Origin of the sequence: Epilithonimonas bovis DSM 19482, assembly GCF_900108115.1 — a bacterium.
GTDB classification, from domain to species: domain Bacteria; phylum Bacteroidota; class Bacteroidia; order Flavobacteriales; family Weeksellaceae; genus Epilithonimonas; species Epilithonimonas bovis.
Map to the genome: position 1 here is coordinate 22,864 of NZ_FTPU01000034.1, position 10,799 is coordinate 33,662.

The 10,799-nt window shown below is 38.8% G+C and carries 11 protein-coding genes and 1 pseudogene; 8 read left to right on the forward strand and 4 right to left on the reverse strand.

The features are described from left to right. The first annotated feature begins 56 nt into the window (after nucleotides 1-56). The 3 genes from B0B05_RS12780 to B0B05_RS12790 are packed head-to-tail and all read left to right on the forward strand — an operon-like array spanning nucleotide 57 to nucleotide 1,865. Complete coding sequence (locus tag B0B05_RS12780) at nucleotides 57-656, forward strand: LemA family protein (RefSeq protein ID WP_076784019.1); 600 nt, start codon at nucleotides 57-59, stop codon at nucleotides 654-656. Then, nucleotides 653-1,084 (forward strand): TPM domain-containing protein, encoded by a 432-nt coding sequence (locus B0B05_RS12785; protein ID WP_076784020.1) that lies wholly within the window; start codon nucleotides 653-655, stop codon nucleotides 1,082-1,084. Before B0B05_RS12780 ends, B0B05_RS12785 begins: the two co-directional genes overlap by 4 nt. Further along, nucleotides 1,065-1,865 (forward strand): TPM domain-containing protein, encoded by an 801-nt coding sequence (locus tag B0B05_RS12790; RefSeq protein ID WP_076784021.1) that lies wholly within the window; start codon nucleotides 1,065-1,067, stop codon nucleotides 1,863-1,865. Before B0B05_RS12785 ends, B0B05_RS12790 begins: the two co-directional genes overlap by 20 nt. Nucleotides 1,866-2,139: 274 nt before the next feature. Here B0B05_RS12790 and B0B05_RS12795 read toward each other — a convergent pair whose 3' ends face one another. The 3 genes from B0B05_RS12795 to B0B05_RS12805 are packed head-to-tail and all read right to left on the reverse strand — an operon-like array spanning nucleotide 2,140 to nucleotide 4,112. Further along, a complete protein-coding gene (locus B0B05_RS12795) occupies nucleotides 2,140-2,397 on the reverse strand; it encodes a hypothetical protein (protein ID WP_143746024.1) in 258 nt (85 codons plus the stop codon). Between the two features lie 23 nt (nucleotides 2,398-2,420). After that, complete coding sequence (locus B0B05_RS12800) at nucleotides 2,421-2,636, reverse strand: hypothetical protein (RefSeq protein WP_143746025.1); 216 nt, start codon at nucleotides 2,634-2,636, stop codon at nucleotides 2,421-2,423. 39 nt (nucleotides 2,637-2,675) lie between these two features. Further along, nucleotides 2,676-4,112, reverse strand: a complete 1,437-nt coding sequence (locus B0B05_RS12805; protein WP_076784024.1) for an Ig-like domain-containing protein — start codon at nucleotides 4,110-4,112, stop codon at nucleotides 2,676-2,678. A gap of 280 nt (nucleotides 4,113-4,392) precedes the next feature. Here B0B05_RS12805 and B0B05_RS12810 point away from each other — a divergent pair, with 280 nt between their 5' ends. Further along, nucleotides 4,393-4,917, forward strand: coding sequence for an NAD(P)H-dependent oxidoreductase (locus B0B05_RS12810; RefSeq protein ID WP_076784025.1), 525 nt, complete (start codon nucleotides 4,393-4,395; stop codon nucleotides 4,915-4,917). Next, the gene (locus tag B0B05_RS12815; protein ID WP_076784026.1) at nucleotides 4,918-6,774 is read left to right on the forward strand and encodes a monovalent cation:proton antiporter-2 (CPA2) family protein; all 1,857 of its coding nucleotides are present in this window, start codon (nucleotides 4,918-4,920) and stop codon (nucleotides 6,772-6,774) included. It abuts the gene before it with no gap. Nucleotides 6,775-7,308: 534 nt separating this feature from the next. On the opposite strand, the gene B0B05_RS12820 is transcribed toward B0B05_RS12815, so the two are convergent. After that, nucleotides 7,309-7,617: a helix-turn-helix domain-containing protein gene (locus tag B0B05_RS12820; RefSeq protein ID WP_245799330.1), complete on the reverse strand. Its 309-nt coding sequence runs from the start codon at nucleotides 7,615-7,617 to the stop codon at nucleotides 7,309-7,311. 318 nt (nucleotides 7,618-7,935) lie between these two features. Here B0B05_RS12820 and B0B05_RS12825 point away from each other — a divergent pair, with 318 nt between their 5' ends. The 3 genes and pseudogenes from B0B05_RS12825 to B0B05_RS12835 form a co-directional block, all read left to right on the forward strand. Further along, entirely contained in the window at nucleotides 7,936-8,751 is an 816-nt protein-coding gene (locus B0B05_RS12825) for an RNA polymerase sigma factor (protein WP_076784027.1), read from the forward strand. 1 nt (nucleotide 8,752) lies between these two features. Then, nucleotides 8,753-9,847 carry a hypothetical protein gene (locus B0B05_RS12830; protein ID WP_076784028.1) on the forward strand — a complete coding sequence of 365 codons (1,095 nt, stop codon included), beginning with the start codon at nucleotides 8,753-8,755 and terminating at the stop codon, nucleotides 9,845-9,847. A gap of 660 nt (nucleotides 9,848-10,507) precedes the next feature. Next, nucleotides 10,508-10,799 (forward strand): annotated as a pseudogene (locus B0B05_RS12835) (IS1595 family transposase); the annotation flags it as partial.

Sequence of the window (10,799 nt, forward strand, 5' to 3'; positions counted from 1 at the left end):
TCTAGCATTTAATTTGTATATTTGGTTTAAGTAAAAATTTTAAAACACATCAAACTATGAAAGGTAAAGGTTGTATTGTATTAGTTGTCATTGCTGTTATCATTGCAATCATTGGATTTTCCGTTTCCGGAAGATATAATTCTATGGTAGTAGCGAACAACGAAGTCCTTAAAAAATGGGCGAATGTAGAAACGGTTTATCAAAAAAGAGCAAACCTGATTCCTAATTTGGAAAGAACCGTAAAATCTTACGCCAAATATGAGCAGGAAACCCTGACTCAGGTGGCAGAAGCTAGAGCAAAAGCAACTTCTGTGAATGTAGATCCTACGAATATGACAGAAGCTGATATGGCAAAATTCCAGGCTGCTCAAAGCCAGTTAAGTGGCGCTTTAGGAAGATTGCTTATGGTGGTAGAAAAATATCCGGATCTCAAAGCGGACCAGCAGTATATCAACTTCCAGAGAGAATACACAGCTATTGAAAACAGCATCCGTTCAGAAACCGTTTATTATAATGATTCTGTAGAAAAATTCAATAACTTGGTAGAGCAATTCCCTGGCAATATTGTTGCTGCTTTTTTTCCGAAGTTCAAGGTGAAACCAACTTTCAAATCTGACGCTGGCGCAGAAAAAGCACCAAGTGTATTTTCAGAATAATGAATCATTTCCTTACAGATACAGAGATGGCTTCCCTCGTGGAAGCCATCAAAATAGCTGAAGACCATTCTTCGGGAGAGATTCGTGTGCATATCGATTCTACGGCCGAAGACGATTTTGCTAACAAAGCTTTTGCAATTTTCCGCTCTTTGGACATGCATCATACCAAAGAGAGAAATGCCGTGCTGTTCTATGTCAATTTTGAACACCATTATCTTACAATTATCGGTGACGAGGGGATTCATAAAAAAGTTAAACAATCTTTTTGGGATAACTTGCATGATGAGATCACTTCTGAATTTGCCAAAGAAAAATATTGCCAAGGTTTACAAAATGCGATCCTCAAAACCGGACTCGAACTGAAAAAATATTTCCCTGTTGATGGGGAAAATATCAATGAACTACCCAATGATATCAGCTTCTCTTAAACGATATATTGCCACATTGTTCCTGATTTTTGGATTGTTTTCCAAAGCTCAGTTGGTGCCGGAAAAACCTGCAGTACTTTATCCGGTTTATGATAAAGCCGGATTACTCTCAGAATCCGAAAAGGATGCTCTTAATCAAAAACTAATCAAATTCTCCGATTCTACTTCAACAGAGATCGAGGTGATAATTCTCCCAACCACAGGTGGCGAAGATGTGAATTATCTGGCAACTATGTATGGTGAAAAGTGGGGGATTGGCCAAAAAGGCGTGGATAATGGCGTTGTTTTCCTGATTGCGACGGAAGATCACACGATGTCTATCCAGCAGGGTCGGGCTGTTGAGCAATATTTGACTGCCTCGGTTGCAGGACAGATCATAGATTACCTGGTAACGCCGTCTTTCAAAAAAGGAGAATGGTATAACGGGATCGACCGTGGTACATCTGCTATTATGGAAGCGGTTCAGGGGAAATTCAAACCGATTGTTAAAAAGCAGCAAAAAGAGAATGGATTAAGCGTAGGATCTGTAATTGCGATGATTGTTATCGTAGTTATTCTCATCAGCATTTTTAACAGCAATAACAGAGGAGGAGGCAATTATGATGATGATGATGTGACATTATCCAGAAGAGGAAGAAGGCGCTACAGTGGTGGTTTTTTCCCTTTTCCAGGAAGTTTTGGTGGTGGCGGTTTTGGCGGTGGAAGCAGTGGTGGCGGAGGCTTTGGAGGTTTCGGCGGTGGCGGAAGTTTCGGCGGCGGCGGTGCTTCTGGCGGCTGGTAATAATTTTATTAGCTAATTATTTTAAGCAACTAAACAAAAGCCGAGGCTCAATTAGGTATAAGCTTAAAGTAGTTCACCTGTTGTGCAGGCTTATAATTTTGTCTTTAGAATCATAAGAATCTCCGAGAACTTGAAGATCATGTAACTTGCATTTTAATAAATTTCATTAACAGTAAATTATCTAAAAGGCGTGTTGATTTATAAAACGTAAAAAGGTTTGTAACGGTGTGTTACAAACCTTTTATGTTTTTGGCAATATTAATAAAACAATCTTTTACTTTAAAAAGCTCCACACTTTGCCGTTGAAGACAGCAACCGTTTTAGTTATGGTGTCATAACATATCATTCCAGGATATGGGCTTTTTACATTGGTCTGGGGAGATGCAATCTGAGGAAGTGCCAGGGCTTTGTCTGTAGCTTCCAAAATGAGAACACCTGTGGCTGCAGAAGTATTGTTACCTATAATTACACCTTTGCCAACTTCGTTGCTTGTGTTTTGTGCTATTTTTGATACATCTCCTGCACTGCTCATTTCGGACCAGTTTGCATTTTGTTTCACTTTAATTTAAGGTCTGATCTGTCAAGCAGCAGGCTGCCATCCGGCAAACTGGCAGGAAGTTCGGTAGTAGCAGGCAGTACAATCCCGTTGGTCGTATTCTGAGGGAAATCTAAGATAGCCCCAGGATGGTCTGGAGTTTTACTAATAGCTACCTGCGCGCTTAAGCTGTTACAAAATAGTAAAAATGCTATTATTAGTCCTGTTTTTTTCATATTTGGATTCTTTTTAATGGTCATATGCACTCGCCTAATCTAGTCAATACAAATTCTTTGGATGCAATGCCACGAAGTGCCATTGTAAAGTTTCACGCATTTTTCTGCTGTGTCATAGATCAGCATGCCTTCTACGAGATTTGCAGCAGGCACGGCAGATGGTGTTGTCCTGGTCAATACAAGGCCTTTATTTTTGGACTCCAGTGTAAGAAAGGCATTGGGCACACTAAGAGGCCATGTGCCAACTGGTGTTGCCTGTGTGCTAATCCCTACTTTGGCATAAGAATCAGCAACAGCACTATTAAAAGGTTTTGTACAATAACCGCCCGGTATTGTTACAGTCACTTTTGCATTATCGCATTGGTTGGAGTCGCAGATCTGATATTCGAAGACGATTGTCTTATTGGTTTGTGATGCCGCAGCTGCTGTAAAAATAATCTGATTGCCCGATACCACTGCTGTGCCTTCTGCCGGCGGCACAAAAATAGTGAGCGTGGGCGGATTGGCAGAATTGAAAAGGTCATTATTCAGTACGGGAATGTTAACCGATGTGCCGGGATTAGTGGTAGCATAATCGTCATTCGCCAAAAAGAAATGGAATGTATCCTCATTATAAGCTAATATTCCGGGGTCACTCTGTCCATTAAAACGGTATTTAAGAGTCTTTACACTGCTGTAATTAGAAGCCGATAAACCAAATGATGAGAGATCAGTGGCAAACAGTCTTATATCTCTTGGGCTGTTGGTGTTCCATACGGGTGTGTTCTGTTTGATTTCATAGAAATCAATATTCCATTTCCCAACTGCGGGATTCTGCGAATTAGAAGAAAAATTGATCGTCACGCTGTTACCTATCATGTTGCCGTTTGCATCTTCAAACCATACCTGGTCAAACCCGTTGGTACCGGGATCGGCCTGCTGGGTAAAGAAGAGATCGGGGATCCCATCACTAATTTTGGTGTAATCCAGATTGTTCTGAAGAGTAATAACCAAAGGTGTTGTAGAAGGGACATTGGTAAGTGCGGCACCTAATCCCAAGCCTCTTTCTCCACGGTTTAGCGCTACCGAAATTTTGTAATCCGGAAAGTTGAAAGGTGGTTTCAGCGCCTGGCTAACGTTGCCATCTATTCCCGACGCAAACGCAAAAAGAAAAGGCCCACCCGAGCCGGATATTGGTTCGCCGGCCGCATTGGCAGGGAAGACAATATCTTTGATGGGCAAAGAGCGGAATCTGGTATTCTGATAACTCACGTTATTGTTTGTCAGGATGGCATTATTAACGCCTGTGGCGTACACCAATGTATTTGTGCCATTGTTATACCGGAAGGCTAACAGCTCACAATCATTATTAATAGGGGTTGTTGACATGCCGGTATTCCAGTAACCGTTGAAGTTGCTATAGATGTAATCTACCTTTTGAGAATAAAGTGATAGAGGTAACAGCAGGAGGACAAAAATAAATTTTATTCCATTCATTATCATTTGCTTGTGTTGTATTTTATGCAAATATATACAGCAATATTTCAATGAAAATTATTTTTTATTGGGGAAATAGTGATAATTAATAAGAATAATTGTCTATCTATTAATGATCTTTAAAATATTTTGAATGACAGAAAATAGATGAGGTGTCATTTTAACGATATTTTATTATGTATATCATTGTTTGTGCGTTTTTTAATTTTTATTAATACTGCCTAACGCAGCTATTGACTTTCCTCAGAAAAAACACTATTTTTACCAAAATCAGGTTTCTTTGAAAAAAACATTGGTCCTTTTTGCGCATCCCTATTTTGAACATTCTACTACAAATGTAAGACTGATAGAGTGTTATGAAGGTATAGAAAATATAACGTTCCGTGACTTGTATGAAGACTATCCCGATTTTCATATACAGCCATTTAAAGAAAGGAAAAGAATTGTTGACTTTGACCGTATTATTTTTCATTTTCCATTAATCTGGTTTGGCCTTCCGCCATTACTCAAATTATGGATTGATGAGGTTTTTGATATGCGGTGGATTACAGAGGATGGCCTTAATATCCTTTCCGGAAAAGATGCTATTATTGTGTCCAGCGTAGGTGGAAGGCATTCGAGTTACACAAGCCTCGGTAAGTACGGCGTGAGTGTAGAGACTTTATTGGCCGGCCTCAGAGTATCTCTTAACGTTAATAAAATAAAACTGAAAAAGTTGCAGGTGATCTATAATGCGGACGATCTCAGTCCATCGCAGCTGGATGGCTACGTTGCAGAATTATCACAAATAATTAGAACAGAATAGATGCAGAACTCAATAGCAATGACCATTCTTATTTTTCTTGGTGCAGCCATTATTATGGTTCCGCTGGGGAAAAAACTGGGTCTAAGTTCGGTAATAGGTTATATCCTGGCAGGTATTGTTATTGGGCCTTTTTGCCTCCAACTGACCGGGCGGGATGCGGCTGATATTATGCATGCTTCTGAGTTGGGGGTTATCATGCTGCTTTTTCTGGTTGGTCTTGAGCTGGAGCCTCAAAAACTTTGGCAGATCAGGAAGCGTATTCTTGGGCTGGGCCTCAGTCAGATGCTTTTGAGTATCGCCGGAATCTTTATTGTTTTTTACATTGCCGGATTTGGTTTAAAAAAATCATTAATCATCGCCTTATGTTTTGCGATGTCATCCACAGCTATAGTTTTACAAACACTGAAGGAGAAAAACCTTTTCCGGACTGTGAGTGGCGAAGCCTCGTTTTCTATCCTCCTTTTTCAGGATATAGCGGTTATCCCTATTCTGGCACTGTTGCCCTTTTTGTCCAAATCCCAGACTGCAGTATCCCAGGCCGGACACGAGAAAATCCTTTTGCAGTACCTGCCTGACTGGTTGCAACCTTTCACTATTATTTTTGCGGTGTTGGCTCTCATCCTGCTGGGCCGTTATATTTTTACGCCTTTTCTGCGTTTTGTTTCAAAGTCGGGGCTTAATGAGTTGTTAACCGCTGCTTCCCTGTTCCTGGTTATCGGGGTGTCAGAGCTGATGATCTCTGTGGATCTCAGTCCTGCTTTGGGTGCCTTTATTGCAGGGGTGATGTTAGCCAACAGCGAGTTTCGCCATGAGCTGGAAAGTGACATTGACCCATTTAAAGGCCTATTGTTGGCGGTGTTTTTTGTCAGTGTAGGTGCTACAATCAATTTCAACATCATTGCCTCTAAGCCTGTTTTTATTTTTTCTTCTGCGATTATCGTTCTGGCTGTGAAGGCTCTCGTTTTGTTTGGGATTGCCAAATACTATAAAATGAACAACGAACAAAGTGTTTTTCTCGCCTTAGCACTATCGCAGGTTGGAGAATTTGCCTTTGTATTGGTTAATTTTGCGGTCAGTCTGTATTTGATAGATTATCAGGCTAATGGAGAATTGATGGCTATTGTGGCCATCACGATGTGTATATCGCCACTGTTATTAATTTTTAAAGAAAAACTGCTTGATAAAAGATTTATAAAGCCGGAAACCGAAGAAAATGAAGATTTGGGTATCATCAAGCAGCGCAAGGTTATCATTGTAGGCTTTGGTTTTTTTGGCAGCACGGTAGGCCGCCTGCTAAAAGCTAATGGTATACGGTCGACTGTATTAGACAATGACCCGGACAGGGTCGCATTGCTCCGTTCCAATGGGTTTAATGTTTATTACGGTGATGCTACCAAACCCGCTCTTCTGCGTGCGGCAGGGATTGAGGAAGCCGAGCTGCTGGTATTGTGCCTGGATGACGCCGAGAAAAACAAATTGCTGGTGGACTATGCCAAAGAAAATTATCCTGATCTCAAGATTTTTGTAAGGGCCAAAAACCGGCTGGATGCCTACGATTTTCTCAATAAAAATGTTGACCACATCTACCGCGAGACGCTGCGGACTGCTGTAGATATGGCTGTAGACATCCTCCAGGAAAACGGTATGCGAAAGTACACGGCAAGACGCATGGGGAAACGGTTTGTACTTATTGACAAAGCGATGACCAGAAGGCTGGCCAAAGAGAAAGATAAGGATATGATTACCTTTACGCTACGGAAATCTCTGGAACGTGAGGCCGAATTGCTGGCACTCGACAGCCAGTCTTTTGAGGAGAATCACTGGTCAACGGTAGAAGACGAGACAGATGAGGTGTAAGTATTTCGATAATCTTCTTTATTGGTGATTTGTATAGCTATGAGACCTATTTGTACTGGGTATCCTCTATTTTGAGGAATTGATAATATTTGCCTGTTATTTTGAGAACTTTACAATAAGAGCTTTGTTTTCAATCCATGAACTATCCATGGCTTTGGTATGGCTTTACTATGGCTTTGCTATGGGTGGAGTATTCATAATGGTAGGCCTAAATTTTTGAAAATGCCGTAAAGTCTCATGAATACAAGGTCTGGCTGTTAGTATCACCAGGGAAATATAGATGTGATACAATGTGGTGAGGCTCTGCAGAATTGCGAAATTCGTAAAGCAGTTTAAGCGTCGTGGATATTATAATCAATATGCTGCGTTTATTGCTGGTAAGGGCATATTGCCAGTGAATATCTCAGGTAAGATTGAGTCGTTCGCTAACTTTTGGTAATCTATCTTTCCAATACTCTCATCATTTTTCCGCATATAGATACCGACATCAATTGGTATTCTATTGATTTTATGAAAAAAAACATTGTTCGAGAGTCATTTTTCGCAGTTCAATTTAAAATCGAATAATTGCTGTGGATGCACATCAAGTCCTTTGGCCAATTCTACTACAGTTGACATCTGAATATTTCTTAAACCCTTTTCTATTTTACTAATATCGCTATAATCAATTTCACAATTTTGTGCTAATTGTCTAAGACTAAGTTGTTTCTCTTCTCTCAATATTTGAATCCTCTTTCCAAAGCCTTTTAGGAAAGCAATTTTTTCAGAGTTCATTTTCATATCAAACAAATTGATAGCAATTTCCATAGAAACAAAAAATAAATAGTGGGTAATTATTCCCACATTAGAATATTTTAATATATTTGGAATAGATTATTTATGAAGATGTTTTTTGCGATAGTTTAAAAAAATATCGAAGCTATTGTTTAGATTCTCGACTAGAAAACTGGTAATTTTTTGTATGAGGAGATAAGTTGGCGCACGGCTGTCACACGGGTTAATTATCGTACACAAGGTATGTTAGAATCTCTAGTCAATAAGTTGAGTTCCGCGCATTTTATTTTGGGCAATATGCAATGAGTTGGTGTTTTGAGGCGGAGAATTTATTTTTTTTATCTAAGCAGTTTCTTCAAGCAATAAAATAGATAAAATACGCTGTTTATGAAAAGAACAAACTCTTTGTCCCGAAAGTTAAGCAATTTTCAGATGTACGAACTGTTGAAAAAGGGCAGTCCAAGCGCTCTGGAACATATTCATCTACGCTATAAAGGACTGCTTTTTTGGTATGGAAGACAAATGCTTGACGATGATTTTGTTGTTGAAACTCTTATTCAGGATACATTCCTTAAATTATGGCTGCACCGCGACACCATTGAAATCCCGAATCATATTCTTGGTTTTTTAAAGTTTGTTCTGAAAAGAGATTGCATATCGTATTTCAATGCTCCGAAAAATAAATTTATCCGCTTAATTACTTCCCTTGAACGCTTTGAAAATTATCAGGATTATCTTGCAGGTTACGATCCCATGCACGATAAAGCGTATCTTCTCAGCCAGGAATCCGATCAGAAAAATTTTGATGAGGTTAAAAAGGTTTTGAACGTATTGGATGACAAAAGAAAACACCTGATTGAACTGTGCTTAGAATATGGTTTTCGGTACAAGCCGATTGCAGAAGTAATTGGAAGCAGTGTGACAGCCATAAGCAATGAGGTGAGCAGGGCCATCGATGATCTTCGGGAAATATTAAATAAAAGTTCTTTTGAACAGCCACAGGAAAAAGCTTCTGATATTAACGAGCAGTCGCAAAAGCTTACCAGTCAACAGCTCGAAATTATAAAAAGAAGGTTTGAGCAAAACTCTTCTTTCGCGGCTATTGCCGAACAACTTAAACTCAATGAAAAGGAAGTCCATCGGGAATTTCTGCATGCCTATCAATATATACAAAGTCAAAACATTTCTGAAATACCGCTTTGAAATGGAAAAATCCACTATTACACTGACCCGAAAAATTCAATTACTGATCGATCTTCCTGCCCATGAAAAAAATGAAATGTGGGAAAAACTGTATCGGTATCAGAACCGCTGCTTCCGGGCGGCTAACTTAATAGCTTCCCATTTGTATGTTCAGGAAATGATCAAGGATTTCTTTTACCTAACCGAAGAAATCCAGTACAAGCTGGCTGATGCAAGCAAAGATGAAATGGGAATGTTCACCCGTTCGAAAACCAATACAACCGCACGCCTAGTCTATGACCTTTTTAAAGGAGAAATTCCTACCGATATTCTCGGAAGCCTGAATAATACGATCCAATCTACCTTTTCTAAAAATAAGGCTGATTACTGGCAGGGCTTAAGATCATTGAAGAATTTTAAAAAAGACATTCCTATTCCGCTTCCGGTCAAATGTATGAGCAAAATGAGATATGATCATGAAAAAAAAGCTTTTTGCTTCAATATGTTTGCTATTCCGGTTAAAACTTATTTGGGGAAAGACTTTTCAGATAAACGATTAATAATGGAACGTCTGTTAAGGACAGAGATAAAGCTTTGCACATCACAGATCCAACTAAAAGCCGGAAAAATCTATTGGCTTGCCGTATTTGAATTTGAGAAAGAAGAGCATCTTTTAAAGCCCGAAGTCATTGCCGAAGCTTCTCTTTCTCTGGAACATCCTATTGTAGTAAAGGCTAATAACGTACGAATCAATATTGGCTCAAAAGAAGAGTTTTTATACCGCAGGCTTGCAATTCAGGCAAGTCAGAAAAGAATTCAAGCGGGAGTTGCCTATGCCCATTCGGGAAATGGAGCCAAGCGGAAACAAAAGGCACTTTATAAAACAGAAAATTTGGAAAGCCGTTATGTAAGCTATCGGCTTCACTTGTACAGCAGGAAGCTAATTGATTTTTGCATCCAGCAACAGGCCGGAACACTTATTCTTAAAAGTCAGGAGGACAAAATAGGCATTGCAAAAGAAAAGGAGTTTGTGCTTAGAAACTGGAGTTATTATGAATTGCAAACCAAAATAAAATATAAGGCAGAGAAGGCAGGCATCGAATTGATTATTGGATAGCTAAAAAAATGAGGGTGCTTGTACACCCGTAGGGTGAGGTTTTGAACACTCACTAAATACTCAACAGTATATACAACGGCGTGGGCTCCTTTTTACCTAGTAGCCTAACATCAAGCGACTGAATGAGCAAAATTCCCCTATTTGAGTCGATGAAAAACTCTTTGAATAGCCTTTTAGGGAAAATATGCTTTTAAGAAGCGATTAGGAATTAGTTCGTCTTAGAGTGATTTTAATTAATTGCAAACCTATTGCTTTTTCATACCAAAAAATTATAAAAGCCTGTAATTCATTTGCCGATCATTTTTCTATAACCCAAGGTTTTACAATTTATTATTTATAAAAATAATTTTTACATTATGGGAAACCGTAACAGGTTTTGTAAAGATCTGTGTATATTTGATGCCGGATATTGTCTGTGTTTTTTTAGAAATTTTAAGAAAATAATTATTAGATCAGGCATAACACATTACTACAATAAATGTTTACTTTTTCAGTTATTTATATTACTTGCTCAGAAAATCAGCATGTTTTATAGTGTGCGTTCTGGGCACCTAATTACTTTATCTGTTTAAATTAATTTTTACAAATTCTTTTAAATTCTATATGAATATCCGTAATTACACATAATTTCGTATATTTACTTATAATTTAATTAGTTAGATGAATATATTTAGTTTTACAACGCATTTTGGGAGAGAGGAAGATTGCAGAATTCATTTTAAGGAGCAGAGAGATAAAATCGGAGTGGTTTGCAAGTGCGGTCACAAGGAGCATTTCTGGATTAAAAGCATCTGGAGCTACGAATGCAAAAAGTGTCGTAAAAGAATTTCCTTGAAAAGTGGAACGATTATGCAAAATTCTAATCTTTCATTCTTAATTTGGTACAAAACCATGTTTCTAATGAGCGTTACCAAGAAAGGGTTTTCATCGAAAGAGATTCAGAAACAATTGG

Excerpts from the sequence above, each read along its gene's own strand:
- B0B05_RS12805 (WP_076784024.1), bottom strand. The coding sequence starts at position 4,112 with ATGAATGGAATAAAATTTATTTTTGTCCTCCTGCTGTTACCTCTATCA.
- B0B05_RS12815 (WP_076784026.1), top strand. The coding sequence starts at position 4,918 with ATGCAGAACTCAATAGCAATGACCATTCTTATTTTTCTTGGTGCAGCC.
- B0B05_RS12800 (WP_143746025.1), bottom strand. The coding sequence starts at position 2,636 with ATGAAAAAAACAGGACTAATAATAGCATTTTTACTATTTTGTAACAGC.
- B0B05_RS12795 (WP_143746024.1), bottom strand. The coding sequence starts at position 2,397 with ATGAGCAGTGCAGGAGATGTATCAAAAATAGCACAAAACACAAGCAAC.
- B0B05_RS12825 (WP_076784027.1), top strand. The coding sequence starts at position 7,936 with ATGAAAAGAACAAACTCTTTGTCCCGAAAGTTAAGCAATTTTCAGATG.
- B0B05_RS12830 (WP_076784028.1), top strand. The coding sequence starts at position 8,753 with ATGGAAAAATCCACTATTACACTGACCCGAAAAATTCAATTACTGATC.
- B0B05_RS12790 (WP_076784021.1), top strand. The coding sequence starts at position 1,065 with ATGATATCAGCTTCTCTTAAACGATATATTGCCACATTGTTCCTGATT.
- B0B05_RS12780 (WP_076784019.1), top strand. The coding sequence starts at position 57 with ATGAAAGGTAAAGGTTGTATTGTATTAGTTGTCATTGCTGTTATCATT.